Source organism: Alteromonas salexigens, from assembly GCF_025628895.1.
Taxonomy (GTDB): Bacteria; Pseudomonadota; Gammaproteobacteria; order Enterobacterales; family Alteromonadaceae; genus Alteromonas; species Alteromonas salexigens.
Genome location: NZ_JAOTJC010000016.1, coordinates 95,435 through 112,102, shown reverse-complemented (window position 1 = coordinate 112,102; position 16,668 = coordinate 95,435). Strand labels below are relative to the sequence as shown.

At 52.7% G+C, this 16,668-nt stretch carries 14 protein-coding genes; 11 read left to right on the top strand and 3 right to left on the bottom strand.

Going from position 1 to position 16,668, the window contains the following annotated elements:
• Positions 1-118 precede the first annotated feature (118 nt).
• The gene (locus OCL06_RS16145; protein WP_262996462.1) at positions 119-1,099 is read right to left on the bottom strand and encodes a universal stress protein; all 981 of its coding nucleotides are present in this window, start codon (positions 1,097-1,099) and stop codon (positions 119-121) included.
• A 245-nt stretch (positions 1,100-1,344) separates the two neighbouring features.
• On the opposite strand from OCL06_RS16145, the gene OCL06_RS16140 reads away from it, so the two are divergent.
• The gene (locus tag OCL06_RS16140; RefSeq protein WP_262996460.1) at positions 1,345-2,253 is read left to right on the top strand and encodes a hydrogen peroxide-inducible genes activator; all 909 of its coding nucleotides are present in this window, start codon (positions 1,345-1,347) and stop codon (positions 2,251-2,253) included.
• Positions 2,254-2,406: 153 nt separating this feature from the next.
• On the opposite strand, the gene OCL06_RS16135 is transcribed toward OCL06_RS16140, so the two are convergent.
• Positions 2,407-3,861 (bottom strand): undecaprenyl-phosphate glucose phosphotransferase, encoded by a 1,455-nt coding sequence (locus OCL06_RS16135; protein WP_262996457.1) that lies wholly within the window; start codon positions 3,859-3,861, stop codon positions 2,407-2,409.
• A gap of 450 nt (positions 3,862-4,311) precedes the next feature.
• Here OCL06_RS16135 and OCL06_RS16130 point away from each other — a divergent pair, with 450 nt between their 5' ends.
• The 8 genes from OCL06_RS16130 (at position 4,312) to OCL06_RS16095 (ending at position 14,050) form a co-directional block, all read left to right on the top strand.
• The gene (locus tag OCL06_RS16130; protein WP_262996455.1) at positions 4,312-5,517 is read left to right on the top strand and encodes an outer membrane beta-barrel protein; all 1,206 of its coding nucleotides are present in this window, start codon (positions 4,312-4,314) and stop codon (positions 5,515-5,517) included.
• Positions 5,514-6,071 (top strand): polysaccharide biosynthesis/export family protein, encoded by a 558-nt coding sequence (locus OCL06_RS16125; protein ID WP_262996453.1) that lies wholly within the window; start codon positions 5,514-5,516, stop codon positions 6,069-6,071. The genes OCL06_RS16130 and OCL06_RS16125 overlap by 4 nt, the downstream gene beginning before the upstream one ends.
• Positions 6,072-6,120: 49 nt before the next feature.
• Positions 6,121-8,358 carry a GumC family protein gene (locus OCL06_RS16120; RefSeq protein WP_262996451.1) on the top strand — a complete coding sequence of 746 codons (2,238 nt, stop codon included), beginning with the start codon at positions 6,121-6,123 and terminating at the stop codon, positions 8,356-8,358.
• A gap of 3 nt (positions 8,359-8,361) precedes the next feature.
• Entirely contained in the window at positions 8,362-9,096 is a 735-nt protein-coding gene (locus OCL06_RS16115; RefSeq protein WP_262996449.1) for a tyrosine-protein phosphatase, read from the top strand.
• 161 nt (positions 9,097-9,257) lie between these two features.
• The gene (locus tag OCL06_RS16110; protein ID WP_262996447.1) at positions 9,258-10,424 is read left to right on the top strand and encodes a glycosyltransferase; all 1,167 of its coding nucleotides are present in this window, start codon (positions 9,258-9,260) and stop codon (positions 10,422-10,424) included.
• Positions 10,408-11,925 carry an O-antigen ligase family protein gene (locus tag OCL06_RS16105; protein ID WP_262996445.1) on the top strand — a complete coding sequence of 506 codons (1,518 nt, stop codon included), beginning with the start codon at positions 10,408-10,410 and terminating at the stop codon, positions 11,923-11,925. Before OCL06_RS16110 ends, OCL06_RS16105 begins: the two co-directional genes overlap by 17 nt.
• Entirely contained in the window at positions 11,922-13,049 is a 1,128-nt protein-coding gene (locus tag OCL06_RS16100; protein WP_262996443.1) for a glycosyltransferase family 4 protein, read from the top strand. Before OCL06_RS16105 ends, OCL06_RS16100 begins: the two co-directional genes overlap by 4 nt.
• Positions 13,046-14,050: a glycosyltransferase family protein gene (locus tag OCL06_RS16095; protein WP_262996441.1), complete on the top strand. Its 1,005-nt coding sequence runs from the start codon at positions 13,046-13,048 to the stop codon at positions 14,048-14,050. Before OCL06_RS16100 ends, OCL06_RS16095 begins: the two co-directional genes overlap by 4 nt.
• 12 nt (positions 14,051-14,062) lie before the next feature.
• Here the strand turns inward: OCL06_RS16095 and OCL06_RS16090 are convergent, their stop codons facing one another.
• Positions 14,063-14,848 (bottom strand): sulfotransferase family 2 domain-containing protein, encoded by a 786-nt coding sequence (locus tag OCL06_RS16090; RefSeq protein ID WP_262996439.1) that lies wholly within the window; start codon positions 14,846-14,848, stop codon positions 14,063-14,065.
• Positions 14,849-14,952: 104 nt separating this feature from the next.
• On the opposite strand from OCL06_RS16090, the gene OCL06_RS16085 reads away from it, so the two are divergent.
• Positions 14,953-15,849, top strand: a complete 897-nt coding sequence (locus OCL06_RS16085) for a glycosyltransferase family 2 protein (RefSeq protein WP_262996437.1) — start codon at positions 14,953-14,955, stop codon at positions 15,847-15,849.
• A complete protein-coding gene (locus OCL06_RS16080) occupies positions 15,846-16,643 on the top strand; it encodes a Stf0 family sulfotransferase (RefSeq protein ID WP_262996435.1) in 798 nt (265 codons plus the stop codon). Before OCL06_RS16085 ends, OCL06_RS16080 begins: the two co-directional genes overlap by 4 nt.
• The last annotated feature ends 25 nt before the right edge of the window (positions 16,644-16,668 follow it).

Here is a 16,668-nt window from a genome sequence, read left to right as displayed (position 1 = left end):
GAAACTGATATCGGATTTTGAACCCTTCAAAAGATCGGTCAACCGATCATTAAATTCTTAACTGATCGGCATTAGGGTGAAAACCCGGTTTTTTTATGTCTGTCAGTCCGCCGTAAGGTTAGTCGTCAAAGCTAATGGGAGAAACAAAACCGTCGGGTTTCAGGCCCACTACAGCGCAGGGTAACTGGTGGATGGTTTCTTCGGCGGTGCCGCCCATGATGTAACCGGGGACGCCAAGGCGGGCTACTGTGCCCATCACCACCACATCCGCGGCCAGAGACGTAGCCGTAGCGGCAATTTCCTTACGCGGATAACCGTGCACCAAATGACGCTGCGGCTGCAGATAATCAAGCACACCGGCTTCCCGTTCCTTATCTAACTCCTCCAGCAGCCGATCTAGTTCCTCATCCCGCTCCTTATGGATACTGGCCAGGTCGTGTTGCATGGCGTCTTCATCCACACTGATAAACTCGCCCCGCAGAATGTGTTCAGGGACGGAGTCAAACACATGCACAATGTGCAGTTGCGCAAACTCCAGCAGCGCAATTTCAGTGGCATGGCGCAAGATGTCGAGATTAAGTTGTTTGCGTACCGAAATCTCGTGTTCAGGGTAGTGGTAGTTTAAATCGAGGGCTGCCACCACACTGGCATACTGTTTAGCATTGCCACGATGCACAACCCACACCGGGCACGGGCATTTGCGCAGCAATTGTAAGTCATCACTACCGAACAAGCGGTCAATAATGGTGGTCTCTGACAGCTTGATAACCAGATCGTGCTTATCGTTAATGATTTTCTTCATCACCTCCATGAAGGGATGCCCAAAGCGCGCTTCGCAAGTCACAGGGTAATCTGTGCTCCAGGTTTCACTCTGGGATTGCAGCCAGGACTCTGCCGCCGAGTCCATGGACTGTTCTGAGTCAATGTAGGAGAAGCTTTCCATCACAATATTGGCATTGGGAGGCAGAGTTTCCAATGCCAGCATGATCGTCAGTTTGGCCTGATGGCTCTTGGCTACGTGGATAGCCTGAGCAACAACTTCATCCTGCTTGTGCGTGTCGTACAGCACACAAAGTATATTCTGGTAATGGCCTTTCATTTACATGATCCTGTCAGCTTATCGGGTTGGATAGCACCTCATTCATTAACACTAGCGCAAAGCCCGCAAGATACACAAGCGCCACCGTTGCGATGGGTGAAAAAGACGGCAACGGTGGGTCTGGGCGCAAAGACGGCAACGGTGGGTCTGGGCGCAAATACGTCACAGTAAGGGCTGAACGCTTGTTCGTCGCGTAATACTCATGATAGATTAAGAGTGGCATTCTTAATCTAAAAGGGCGTTTTATGAAGTGGCCTAATCTCAAACATTTACATTATCTGGTCACCCTCCATCAGGAGCAGCATTTTCACCGGGCTGCGCAGCGCTGTAATGTCAGTCAGTCGACATTAAGTACGGCAATTCAGAACCTGGAAGAGCACTTTGGCAGCCAGCTGCTGGAACGTGAACATAAAACCTTTGTATTTACTTCACTGGGGCTGGAGGTGGTCAACCGCAGCAAAATTCTGCTGCAGGAAGCCGGCGAGCTGGTGGAATTTGCGCAAAACGCAGGCAACTGGCAGCGCGGAAAACTTAAGCTGGGGGTCATACCGACCATCGCCCCGTTCCTGTTTGAAGGCATGATAGGCGCATTTAATACGTTTCTGCCGGATATTGCCCTTGAGTTACAGGAAGACACCACCGAGCATCTGTTACAGGAATTAAATGACGGCAAACTGGATTTGCTTATTCTGGCATTGCCCATGGAGACACCAGGGTGCAAGCAAATGGTATTGGGCCATGATCCCTTCCACCTGATTGCACACCGTGAGCTGGCGGACACCTTGCCGGATCCGCTCGACATCACCACGCTGCCTAAAAACAGTATTTTTCTGTTGCAGCAGGAACACTGCATGACAGAACACGCCGTGAGTGCCTGTAATCTGCGCCATAGCGAACAGGTGAGCAGTCTGGCAGCCAGCAGCTTATATACCCTGGTGCAACTGGCTAACAGTAAGCTCGGCTACACCTTCCTGCCAGAGCTGGCGCTGAATCAGCAAATTTTGTCGAATACTGCATTGAAAGCCTTTAGTGCGGAAGATAATGCCTATCGGGAAATTGGCCTGGTGTGGCGAGGTGGCACCACCCGCATGCAGTTATTCAGGCGGGTGGGGGAGATTTTATCGCCGCTGCTACCTATTCCTACTCTCAACTAAATCCCGTCCTCACCGGGAGGGTGCTGCGAGGTTGCACGAAGTAACGGCGCAGTATCCGAGCAAGCGCGGTCAGGCTTCACATCCTGGTGGATGCGTAGTGAAAGGAAGGGAGAGGGCCCCGCCGCGGAAAGCACGGCGCGGGGCAAGCCTCTGTTAGTAAGCGTTCTTACCTGAAAAACCACCCACCACAGTAAGCAGGATGATTTTTAAATCAAACCAGACTGACCAACGGTGCATATAGTCCAAATCGTATTCTACCCGTTGCATCATCTTGTTGACTGTTTCCGTTTCGCCACGCAGGCCGTTAACCTGCGCCCAGCCGGTAATACCCGGCCGAATTTTATGACGCAGCATATAACCGGTAATCAGCTTACGGTATTCCTCGTTGTGCGCCACGGCATGGGGGCGGGGGCCCACAATCGACATACGACCCTGCAGCACGTTAATAAACTGCGGCAGTTCGTCCAGCGAGGTGCGACGCAAAAAAGCACCAAGCGGCGTAACCCGGGGGTCGTTTTTGGTGGCTTGCTTCACCGTACTGCCATTATCCTGAGTGGACATTGAGCGGAACTTATACACAGTGATTTCTTTGCCATCCAGACCGTACCGTTTCTGTTTAAAGATCGCCGGCCCGGGAGACGTGTAGCGGACTGCGGCGGCAATCGCCAGCATCGGAATAGCCAGCATGCACAGGATAACGGCGCTCAGAATAATATCTTCAATGCGCTTAAGCACATCATTGGCACCCTGGAAAGGCGTATCATAGACGCTCAGCGCCTGCAGGTTACCAATGCTCTGCCAGCGAGAGTTGAGCAGCGTATACATAAAGAAGTTAGGGATAAGATACACGTTCGCCGTGGTATCGCTGCACTTCTCCAGTATTTGCTTAATGCGAGCTTCTGCCGACGTGGGCAAGGCAATGTAGATATAATCAATCTGGCGCTGCTTCGCCAGTTCCACGGCCTCGTCAATGCTGCCATTCACCTGGTCCTGGAACTCGTGGGCTAAGCGGTCGTGGGGGCGGTCGTCATACATCCCCATGAATTTGATACCCAGATGATCATTTTCCATCATTTGCGTAGCCATATTATGGCCAACCTGGGTAGCACCGATCACAATAGCTGAACGGGTATTCATGCCGCTTTTACGTACTTTGAACATGACCAGCCGCATCGCCATGCGCCAGCTGAGCAGGAAAATAAAGGATGTACCAAACCACACCATCACCATGGCTGGCGATAAGGTCAGACTGTGGGCAAAAAAGTAGCCGACCGTCAGCGTGACCAGACAGCTCGTTAACCAGCAGATGGCAGCGCACCGCAATAATGATGTCGTATTATTGCTACGCCATGAGCGGTATAAGTCCAGTGCTTCGGCACCCAACTGGAAACATACAACATGGGTAAACAGCAGAATAAGACCGGTAGCGGTAACCTCTAACCCGTAAATATAGGCCGCGCCGTAAAAACACAGCGTAATAAACGCCACATCTATCAACCGGTAGATAGTAGAAAAACTGCTTTGATAATGGCCGGTTACGCCTGCACGCTCGTCCCTTGATGACGCATTGCCGGTAAGTAGCTGGCTTTGCAGTAAGTTAAATTTCATGTTGGTTTCGCTCCGAGTAAAAAACCAGAAGTCCATCGGGGTTGTGACCATTCACAACAACACACGAAATGGGATCTGTTGCTCACCAGGATTACAGCAACTTACATTCCAACTTGCTCTGTCTGCAGTGATATTTTCAATCAACGTGGCTGTGCAAGCCAGCGTGACAGCGTTATGGCCAGTTCGGCTTTTTTTATATTTCACAGGTAGTTAGTTGGGTTGATTAAATAATGCGCAGACTTGACGTGGGCATGGCTGAACAGTGTCGTATTCCATTTACACGGTGGAATATGTCAGGCCGGTGGCACGCAATTAGCATGAAGGATTTACATTAATTCCCGTTGAGGGGAGTGAAAGACAGGGTCTGATACGGCGCGAGAGCATGTTAATAGCTGCGCTGGCGGTACAGACACGGTAAGCTGCAATTTTTACTTTTAGTGTGGATTCAATATGTTTTATAGGATTTCTGGTCTCGCAGCCTTTTGTTTTCTGGGAACAAGTTCGCCGGTAGTGGCACAGGAAGCGGGTCGCATTGATATGCAGGGTTTTGACCTGATCCCGTCGCTGTCTACCGACATGTTGTATATCGACAACGTCACCTACGCCAGCGAAGAGAGTGCGCATATCACCAGCTGGGTGGGGATCATTTCACCGCAAATTAAAGCGGTCAGCGGGTTCGGCACCAATGAGCTTGAATTTGTGTACCGGGGTGAACGGGGCGAATACTTCTCCAGCCCTGCTGACAATTATACCGATCATTTTGTCCACGTCGCTGGCAACTTTGAAATGGATCGGCGTAACCGGTTTACCACCAAGCTGGGTTTCGAAGATGGCCATGACCAGCGTGGTCGTCAGTTTTCCAGCGGTTTCGGCAATCAGCTAAACCAGGTAGATACTTATAAAAAGCCCGGCGTATCAGCCACGTACGAATTCGGCTCGGTGTCTTCACCAGGCCGTGTTGAGTTGCGCGCAGGGTATGAAGAACTGGATTACGACAACGATTCGCAGGCGTATCTTATTCGCGACAGAAGTTATACAAAAGTAGGCGGACAGTTTTTCTATCGCCTTGCCGGACGCACCCATCTGGTACTGGATGCGTCCCATCAACAGATAGATTATGACGTGGCAGCGGACCCTCAAAGCCCGCTGGATAATCAGGAAGATCGCGTGCTGGCGGGCTTCACCTGGGAGTCCACTGCCGCGACCACCGGGTTTGCCAAGGTAGGCTATAAGCAGAAATCATTCGACGCGCCGGGTCGCGAATCATTCGAGGGCATCGACTGGGAAGCCGGACTAACCTGGCAACCGCGGACGTATTCTGAGATTGAGCTGGCCACCGGAGCCGATACCCGGGAAACCAATGGTGAAGGCGATTATATCCGTAGCCAGGATTACCGCATTAGCTGGCGACACGCCTGGCTAACCCGCTTTTCTACGACGATGGCACTAGCCCATGAGCAAAACGATTACGAGGGTGCTGAGATAACCACTGCCCGGAATGACGATGTGACCCGCGCACAACTGGCAGCTGACTACCAGTTCCGGCGCTGGCTTCAGGTGGGCGTATTTTATGAGTTCAGCCAACGGGACAGTACCCGGGAGCTGGTGAGCTTTGACCGCAACGTAGTCGGCATCACAACCAAGGTCACGTTATGAGGCGGGGACGTCTGTGGTGGCTTGTGTGGTGTGGCCTGATCGTCGGCAGCCTGTTTAGTTTGCAGGGGTTGGCTGAATCAGAGCCCACCGGCATGCGGAGTTATCAGTTAGGTGTGGGTGACAAAATACAAATCACCGTATTTGGCGAAAAGTCGCTCTCAGTTGAGTCCCGCCTGCCGGACATCGGGGTAATTAATTATCCGTTTCTGGGCGAGTTAGAACTGGTGGGGATGACCTTATCGGAGGTAGAGCAATTAATTTACGATGGCTTAAAAGGTGATTATCTGGTGAACCCCTCAGTGGCGGTGACCATTTTGGAGTACCGGCCTTTTTTCATTGACGGTGAAGTGAAACAGCCGGGCGGTTACCCCTATCAGCCCGGGCTATCGGTGAATAAGGCGGTGGCGCTGGCCGGTGGTTACACCGAGCGGGCAGAGCGGGATGACATTGAGATTGTACGTGAGCGTGACGACCGGACGATATCGTTAGAGGTTAACGTCAGTGCACAAATCCAACCAGGTGATGTGATCACCATTCCTCAGCGGTTTTTCTAGCCGGCCGGTAACATCCGGGCCGAACCGCGTTTCAACCAAAGGACACGATATGGCGAGCAACATGCGGGAGCCGATCCAGTCTGCTTTACTGGACGACGAAACCATTGATTTTGCCCATTACTGGCAGGTATTTAAGCGCTACGCCGGCAGGATCATCGTACTGGCTGTGCTGTGTACTATCCTGATGGCGATTATAACCAACCGGATGACCCCGCAGTACCGGGCGAAAGCCAGTTTACTGATTGAGTCACAGCCGGCCAAAGTGACGTCTATTGAGGAAGTCTACAATGCGGATACCAGTCGCAAAGACTATATGCAAACTCAGTATCAGATTATTACTTCCCGGCATATTGCCCGGCGTGTGGTAGAAGAACTGGAGCTGGCGCATAACCCGGTGTTCATGCCACCGGCGCCCCAGGAGGATCCGTTGCTGGCCAAAGCCAAAAGCTGGGTCAAACAACAACTGGCTGCCTACATGCCGGTAGAGCAGGACGAACAGGCCGCTTCGCCTGACGCCGAGACCCAGGAAGAGCGCCGCTTGCGCGCCGCCACCAACCGGCTGATGAATGCCCTGCAAATAGCGCTGGTGAGCAATACTCAGGTGATGGAGATTACCGCGACCAGTACGTCGCCTGAGCTGGCAGCAGCCATTGCCAATACGGTTGGGGAGGTCTATGTCGAAAATTATCTGCAAGCGAAAGTGGATATGACAACCAAAGCCACCTCGTTTCTGAGCGAGAGTATGGAAGGGTTACGGGCGAAGCTGGCGGCCGCTGAACGTGAGCTGGCGCAGTTTTATGAAAAGAATCAGCTCGTTAATTTGGACAACGGGGTGATAAGTCTCGCGGCCGAAGAGCTGGAAGAACTGTCGGACCAGCTGCGCAGCGCACAGAAAACCCTCGATCAAAACCGCATAATCTATCAGCAGACCCAAACCAGTGGCGCGGATTACAGTGCGCTGGCCAGGCTTCCTGAGGTACTTAATCACAGCACCATTCAGTCGGTGCGTCAGCAGGAGGCCGCCGCACTTAGCCGGGTATCCGAACTCAGCAAGGTGTACGGACCCAAGCACCCCAAGATGATCGCGGCCAATTCGGAACTGAATTCCGCCCGTGACACTCTGCAAACCCAAATCCGCGATTTGATCTCCAGCATTGCCACCCAGTACCGGGCGTCACAGGATAAGGTGGCAGACCTGCAGGACAAAGTATCGGAGGCGAAAGCGGAATACCGCAAACTGTCGAATCTGGAAAACCGCCGTCGGGCGCTGCAACGGGAAGTGGACATTAACCAGCAGCTCTACAGCTCTATGTTTACGCGGCTGAAAGAAACCAGCGAACTGGGCGGCTTTAAGTCGGCCAACGCTCGCCTGCTGGATGCCGCGGTTGTGCCGGGCAACCCTGCCAAACCGAACAAGTCGCTGTTGGTGGCCGCGGCGTTTATTGTCAGTTTCGGCTTTGGTGTGGTACTGGCGTTTGTTCTGGAAGCAATGAACAGTGGCGTGAGATCGGTGGATGATGTAGAGAAAAAGCTGGGTCAGCGCATGCTGGGCCTTATTCCGACTATGCCCCGCAAACGGCGGCAGTCCATTCCTCTGCGAGCCTATTTCGCCAATACGTCTCATCAGTTCAGTGAAGCCGTGCGCACGCTGCGTACCAGTTTGTCATTAATGAACATCGACAAACCGCCACAGGCGATCCTGGTAACGTCCAGTGTCCCTAAAGAGGGGAAAACCACCGTCTCCATCAACCTGGCGTTTGCCCTTGGGCAACTGGACAGTACCATCCTGATTGATGCCGATCTCCGTCGTCCTTCTGTGGGTAAGCACTTCGGCGTGCCCAATTATCAGCCGGGGCTGTCGAACTTGATTATGCATACTCACACTCTGGACGAATGTCTGGTGCATGATGAAAAATCAGGTCTGGATTTGATCTCCGCAGGTACCATCCCGTCAAACCCGCAGGAGTTACTGGCCGGAGATGGTTTTCAGGCGCTGGTGGCCACACTCAAACAACGCTACCGGCATGTGGTGGTGGATACCGCCCCTACCCAGGCCGTGTCTGATGCCATGGTGGTGTCGAAGTCCTGTGATTCAGTCATTTATGTGGTGCGCGCAGACAGCACCAGTGAAAAAATGATTGTCAGTGGCCTTGGCCGGTTCCTGCAGGTGGGGCACCGGGTAGATGGCGTGGTGCTGAATCAGGTGGACCTGCGAAAATCAGACGTAGCAGAACGCTACGGCGGCTTTTATGATCAGTATGATTACCGTTCGCAGGCGACCGGATAAGCTATGATTGATCTACACAGTCACATTATCCCTAATATTGACGATGGCTCCCGCAGTATGGAGATGTCGCTGACGATGGCCCGGCAGTCGGTGGCAGCCGGAGTAACCCATGTTGTGTGCACACCGCATATGCACTGGGGGGTCTTCGACAATACTCAGGAGACGATTGAAGCCGGTTTCCAACAGTTAACGGACGCTGTGGCAGACGCCCAGATCCCACTGGCGTTGTCGTGGGCCGCGGAAGTAAGGCTGAAAGAATATATTCCGCAATGGTTGCGTGAAGACCGCTTGCCGTTTATTGGCCGGCATAACGGCCGCCCGGTGTTGCTGCTGGAAATGCCCCACAGCCATGTACCGGCGGGGGTGGAACCTCTCGTCAGGTACTTGCGTGCGCAGGGAGTACAGCCGTTGCTGCCTCACCCGGAACGCAACCGCGATATTCTCAAGATGCCGGAGAAAATTCCCTGGCTGCGTAACCTCGGTTGCTGGTTGCAGGTAACCGCAGGTGCAATCACCGGTCGGTTTGGCGAAAACGTCCAGGCGCTGGTCACCGAGATGCTGGCGCAGGAGCAGGTGGATGTGGTGGCCTCTGACATGCATGATGATACCCGGCGGCCCACCGACATGCGGGAGGCCTATGATCAGGTAAGTACACACTTGGGAGAAGACTATGCACAAAAGTTGTTTGTGAATACCCCGGCTGACATCATCGCTGAACAGCCCACTATTCAGCCCTGAGCAGGTAGCACAAGCGACAACGGCGGTATACCCTGACCGGGCGTGTTTCGCCACTCGCAGCGCCCTGACTTTTTGGCGTAAAAGTTGAATGGTAACCCGCTAATGACAATTCCTGGCGCCCGCGGGCGCTCCAGAATCACATCTAAAACAAAGGAAAGGGAATGACTCAGGTAAAACCCGCCGTGTTTATCATTAACTCTCTGGAAGGCGGCGGTGCCGAAAGGGTGATGTGTAAGCTACTGACAATACTGGAATCCTGGTACGCAGAGCAGCAGCAAAAGGTATACCTGTTGCTGTTAGACGACACGGAAGAAGCCCATCACTGTCCCGGCTACGTTATCAAAGAAACCCTGGCCAGCGGCGGCAGCCTTATCCGCGGTTATACCCTTTTGCATCAGCGTTTGAAAAAACTACAGCCTGAGTACTGTGTGAGTTTTCTTACCCGCGCCAATATTCTCAATGCGGTGCTTGGGAAAACCCTGAGCTATCGCAGTATCCTCAGCGAACGGGTAAATACCAGCAGCCACCTCTCCGGAGGCTGGCGGGACAAGATCAGTAAGCAGCTGGTAAAAACTACCTATCCACTGGCGGACCGGGTAATAGCCGTATCAGCCGGTGTGAAAGCCGATCTGGTGCGCAATTTTGGCCTCGCCAGCGGCAATATCCACATTGTCTACAACCCCTATGACATTGCCGAAATTGAAGACCTGGCTGCCCAACCGGTGCAGGATCTGCCCACCGTGCCGTACATCATTGGCAGTGGCCGGCTGGTGGAAAACAAAAATTTTTCCCTTATGCTTAAAGCCTATGCCAGGGCGGATATAGAGGAACACCTGGTGATCCTTGGACAAGGCGAACTTCACGCGCAATTACAGACCCTGACCAATCAGCTTGGTATTGCCGAACGGGTCCATTTTCTGGGGTTCAAAGCAAACCCTTATCCTTATCTGCGCGGCGCCTCGTATTTTGTATCCACCTCGAATGCGGAAGGCTTCCCGAATGCTATCGTCGAGGCAATGTGTCTCGGTAAACCCGTACTGGCCACCAATTGTGAATCAGGCCCTGCAGAAATTTTATGTGGCGACTATCCGGTTACCGTCTCTGGGTTTAATGCGGCCGCCCATGGAGGCTTGTGTGAACTGGGCAGTGTGGAAGGTGTTGCCACGGGTATGCAATATATGAGTGACGACACCAATAACCAGTTGTACGGGTATCGCAGTATAGCGCGTGCCCGGGATTTCAGTTACCGCGTATTCAAAGACAAAATTCTTCGCGCGCTGAACAGGTCGCAGCCTCACGAGGATAACACTCGTGTTTCTACTGGTTAAACTACTGTTTGCGCTGCTTAGCGCAGTGCTGGTTTATCTGACCATACGGCGCCGCTGTCATGCGGTGCTTGCTTTTGTGGTGGTGGCCGTGTGGTTACGCTTCTTTTTATCTGCGTTCCATACCATTACTTATGAGCCACTGGTGGCCGGCTTTTCCATCAATGCGCTGGCCTCCATTGGTATCGCGATGACCGGTCTGCTGGTGCTTCCCACCGCCTATTACCGGCTTAAACGCCTGGCGCCCATCTATGCTTTTTTCGCCGCCATTGTGGTAAGTGGGGTCATCAATACGTCTGTCATCGGGCTCATAAATGTCATGGTAAAGTGGCTGTTTTTCCTGGTCATCGCCGGTGCCATATTTGTCGCCATGCGCCGCAGTGGCAAAGACCGCGTACTTAAAACGCTGCTGGTGGCGTTTTTCCTGCCAGTCTCGCTACAAATTATGTCGGTCCTGCTGGGCGAGGTGAAAGCCACTGAAGCCGATGGTTCAGCCAGTTATATCGGCGGTTACAATCATGAAGCCGCATTTTCGATGATCATTGCGGCGTTTACGCTGACCGTGGGGCTTTTGTCATCTGCCGTTCTACGTGGGCGGGCATGGTTATTTTTACTGGGGTGCGCACTGCTGGTACTGGCTAATTACCGCACGTCCATTCTGGCTATATTGCCCATGGCCGCTATCTTTTTACTGACCGCTATAGAGGCGCGGGTACCGGCGCGGCAGAAACCGGCCTTCTTTGTGCTGGCACTGGGCGGACTGGGGATCGGTTTCTTACTCATCTTTTACTCGATGCAGGCGCGGTTTGCCGACATCTTCGTCTTTCTGAGCAGCTGGCAGGACCTAGTAAAAGCGCCGGTGTACTACACCGAAAAGGAGAAAGACATTTTTTCAGCCCGGGTGTTCATCTGGGCGCAATATATTTACGCCTACGTCAATGCCGACTGGCTGCATCATCTGGTCGGAATGGGGCCCGAATCCTGGAACGGTGTATTCAGAAAGTACGCGCATAATACCTATGTGTCCTACCTTTATGAGTATGGGGCAATAGGACTGGTATTGTTCTTGTATGCAGTGGGACACTTTTTAATTCAGGCTATCCGGGCACCGGAGAGACATTACGCCTGGATGCTGTGTGCATCCATGATTGGTTTTTTAATTATGAACCTGGCGACCATGCCATTATGGAATATTGAGGGGCTAATTGTGTACGCCATTTTAGTAGGGAGTGCGCTTGCTTCAGGGCAAAGTGGCACGCAGAGCGCAGGAGTGTCACGGCCTGGTTCTTCTCCAGGGCAAGGCGGCACGCAGGGCGCAGAGGTGTCACAGTCTGGTGTTTCAGGGCAAAGCAGCACGCAGGGCGCAGAGGTGTCAAAGTCTGGTGCTTCAGGTCAAAGCGGCACGCAGAACGCAGGGGTGTCACGAACGGGTGAGCCAGAGCGTAAGAGAATACGGGTAAGAGCCGGAATGGGTCAATCGAACACAGCTGGGGACGTAACATGAAAATTTGTGCCATTGGACTGCGGGGTTTACCAGAGGTAATGGGCGGCATTGAGTCGCACTGTCAGCAGCTCTATCCGCGTATGGTTAAAGCCGGAGCGTCCGTCACTGTGCTGGCACGGGCGCCCTACGTGAAAAGCAGCGAATATACGTTTGAGGGGGTGCAGGTTGTTCCGGTATGGACCATCAAGCACAAGTTCGTTGAAACCTTTTTGCATACCTTTCTGGCGGTACTGTATGCGCGCTTTGTGGTGAAGCCGGATGTGTTACACATTCATGCCATAGGGCCCGCGCTGTTTGCACCGTTAGCCAAATTACTGGGTATGAAAGTGATGGTTACCCACCATGGTGCTGACTACGACCGTCAAAAATGGAACCGCTTCGCCAAACGCTTACTGCGCACCGGGGAGTCACTGGCGGCGCGGTTTGCCGACCGTATGGTAGTGGTAGGCCGCACGCTGACGAAACGACTGCAGCATAAGTTTCCCGATCACGCCCGCAAAATCAGTTTTATTCCCAACGGGACACTCACTGATTTTGGTCGCGACCTCTCCCCCGACGCGCTGCCGGAGGATCTTCCGATAACCGCGGATCAGTATGTGCTTACTGTGGGTCGGTTGGTACCGGAAAAAGGGTTTCACGATCTGGTGCATGCGTTCAGAGAAGCAGACACGTCCCTTAAACTGGTAGTGGTGGGCAATGCCGATCATGAAGATGATTATTCTCGCAATTTGCTTGCTCAGGCCTCTGACAACATTATTTTTGCCGGTCGCAGGCAGCGTCAGGCATTGCACGCACTTTATCAGTATGCCCGGGTGTTTGTGTTGCCCTCTTACCATGAAGGGTTGCCAATCGTGGCACTGGAAGCAATAAGCGCCGGCACCGAAGTGCTGGTCAGTGATATTACACCGAATGCAGATATCGGCCTGCCCGATGACTGCTACTTCCCGGTAGGCGACACAGCGACGCTGACCCGCAAAATTGAAACATTGGATACGCTGGCATTAACACTGGATACCAGTGCGTTTCTGGCAAAATTTAACTGGGATACGATTGCCACTGAAACATTCGCAGTAGCCAACAATCTTCATCAGGGGGCGCAAGCCAGTCAGGCTTCACATTTATGAGTAATCAGAAGCAGTTGTACCTGTACCCATTTGAACACGCAAACGGCTTTATTGACCGTACTAAGAGCGTATTTTCTGCGCTGGGTTTTGCGATTCATCCGTTCAAATCCATTTTTCGTTTCGGCAATATTGCCCGCCGGCAAAGCAACTGGGTCGTGCTTAACTGGTATGAAGATCAGCCGTTCCGGCAGGGGATGTCCGGACTAAAGCGGGTGGCATTTATACTGGGCTTTATTGTGAGTCTGTGGACACTACGCTTATTCAGTGCCCACATAATCTGGGTAAGACATAATTTTAAGCCCCACAATACGCGCTCAGATAATGATTTTTACCGTTACATTGTGCGCCTGATGCGTTATCTGTCTGATCGGGTGATCACGCTGGAGCCCACCGACATTCTTGGTACCGTGGTGGCTAAGCATCCTCTTTACAAAGAAGACGAAGAACTGATTGCGTTACAGCAACGCCTGTCGGCGGCCAGCAAGCAGTACCGCTTTTTGTATTTTGGCAGCATTAAACCGTATAAGCGGCTGGACATGCTGCTCCACCGCTGGCCGAAAGATAAGCCACTGACAATTAAAGGGTATTGCTCCGACCCACGCTATACCGCCACGCTCAACAACATTATTGCTGAGCGCGAGTTGCAGGTGAACTGGGAAAATCGCTTTTTAAGCGATGATGAGTTAGAGACGGCAGTCGCCAGCACCGAATATGTCATTCTGCCTCACGACGATAACGCGATGATTTCGTCCGGTACGTTCTACATGGCGCTGAGTCTGGGGGCTAACGTACTGTGTCTGGATTCCGTGTTCGCCCGGTACAAAGCGGAGGTGTTTGATTTTGTGAAAGTGATCAGTACCACCCGGCTGCCTGAACAACTGGATAACCTGGAGCACGTACCATCAGATAAGGTCATCGCTCAGGCCATGACCCACTACAGCGACCGGGCCGTGCAAAGTGCCTGGTGTGCAGCCCTTGCCACGGCAGAGGATAATCGCTGACCCGGGCGTGTATTAAGCGCTGGCCTGCGCATCAACCACGGCATCGTAAATGCGCTGGTCGGTGTGACAAAGTTCTTTAATTTGCGCCAGCAGCGCCGCATCGCCGGTAATTTCGGTGTAGGCCTGCTTATTGGGCGAGCTGTTGCGGTTGCCGATGTGGATACGGGTGTGGAAGGTCTGATTAAACGACTCCTGCCAGCGTGGCATGTTACTGAGGGTTCCGCACACCGAAAAGCGCTGCAGATTATCAATGGCCAGCCGCGCGGCGGTTTCAGGGTCATTCTGGATGGCTTCAGGCTGGGCAATACCGGAAAAATAGCGGGCATAGGTGGTTGCCGACGTTTGTGCAGACGGCGACGCCAGATAGCTGTCGATACCGGTATCCAGCTTCTGCCAGGTTGATGTTTTGAAGCGGTTATAGACATACTCTGAGACGAAGCGTTCAACGGGGTCGCGGAGCACGGTGACAAAATGCCACTGTTTGTAAAACTTACTGACAACGTCGGGGCGGGCAATGCAGTGGCCATTGGTATAAACCCGGTACTTGTCGCTCAGGTGGGTGATAAGCTGAACCTCACGGGCAGTCATCATGTCAACATCAAGCAAAGCCTCACTATGACGGCTGGCAGTAAGATCAATGTGGCCGCTAAAGCGAGAGGCTTTAAAGAGCGCAGGGTAGAGGGCGCTGAAAATGGCCTTAGATAACGACACGCCAGCACACTTGGGAACATGGCAGAAAAAGACCCGGGGGAATTTAGCCAGATATTTTTCTGATTGACGCTTTAGCAGTTCTTGCATGATTCTTGCTCCGTTTTCGATATACACTCAGTCAGCACCAGGGAACACTGCATACCATGCCGGTGTTCAGTTGCCCGGTTGCTGCCTCGACAAAGAGGGACATTATGAGCTTTACCGTAAGTGTTGTGATTACGACATTTAACCGTCCTCAGGAGCTTGAAGAGGCGCTGGACGGTGTCTATGCGCAAATTTCCAAACCCAAAGAGGTGATTGTCGTTAATGATGCATCATCTTTGCCATATGACGACATAAAAGCAAAATTTTCCCGCTACGAGAATTTTCAGTACTACCTGCTGGAAACGTCTTCCGGCGCAAACAAGGCCCGGAATCTTGGCGTGGAGCGGGCTACCGGCGACATTATTGCGTTTCTGGATGACGACGATGTGTGGATGCCAGACTATCTGCTGGAGCATATTTCCGCGTATGAGCAAGGTGCAGACGCTGTAGTCAGCGGGTATCAGAACCTGGGTAAAGAAGACGAAGTGTACGTCCAGGATAGCCCGCGGGTTGAGGCCAGTGTGTTACGCACGGGCAACCAGTATTGTGGGATGAGCGGCTTCAGTATGAAACGGGAACTGGCGCTGAAAGAGCGTTTTGATGAGTCGCTGCCTAACGGTCAGGACTGGGACATGTACGTGCGACTGCTGCAAAATGGCTACAATCTGGTAAACATACCCAAGGCTGTTTTTTACTACCGTTTTCAGAATATGGACGGTATTGGTGCCAAAGTAGCCAAGATGACGCCTGAACAGGCGATCGTAAGGTTGCGTTCCGCCGATAAACACCGGGAATTCTTAGGCGATGAGTTTTATCGTCGCAGAGTGGCCGCACAATTACTGGTTTACCTGCCGCTGAAACGTCAGAAATATAAGTGGTTAATGGCCTCTGTGCAACGGGCTGGCCTGTTCATTACCTGTCAGCACTTACTGGCGGTGACCAAAAAAAAGTGGCGGGCTGCGCGGCTTCAGCGCGCCGGCGCAGCTAGGAGAAAGCTTGCATGAGCTTTACGCTGTATGAAGACCAGTTCGATAGCCGGCATGACTACACCCATGATACACCGGCTGACAAAACACTGGTAATTGCCTCTACCGTGCGCTCCGGCAGTCACATGTTAGGACACGCACTGCATGCCACCGGCGCCTTCGGCTTTCCGCTGGAATATGCCCATCCGAAAAATCTGGCCGAGTGGCAAAAGCGTTTTGGCGTGACTAACTCCGAAGCGGCGTTCGAACAGTTGCTGAAAACCCGCACCTCTGAAAACGGGGTATTCGGGATAAAAATCCATTACCGCCACCTGAACACTCTTGGCGGCTTAAAGGGGCTGTTAAGCCGCTTTCCTGATCCGCACTTTGTGTTACTCACCCGGGATGATCTTGTTGCGCAGGCGGTATCGCTGTCGATAGCCAGACAAACAGGCAACTGGATCTCCGGGCAGGCGGACAACAATAAACCCGTCACCTATTCCTACAATGATATCGCGGACAGCATGCGCCGGGTCATCCTGGATAACGCCTCCTGGCAGTACTTGCTGGCCGCGAACGGCGTGAAGTCGTTAGCCATGCAGTTCAGTGAAGTGCAGAGCAACACCCGCCATGCCATTACACGCATTGCAGACTTTATGAACGTCGAAATAGACCCTCAGACCGTCCCCACGACGCCCGTCACCCAGGCGCAGAAAAATTCGGTGAATCAGACCTGGATAGAACGATTCATTGAAGAGAGTCAGCCTGACGAAGAGTTATTAGAGTACCACCGTGAGCAATTAACTCGCCGGTTACTGCGCAAACTAACCTGATCATTAAGTGAATGCAGGACCACAA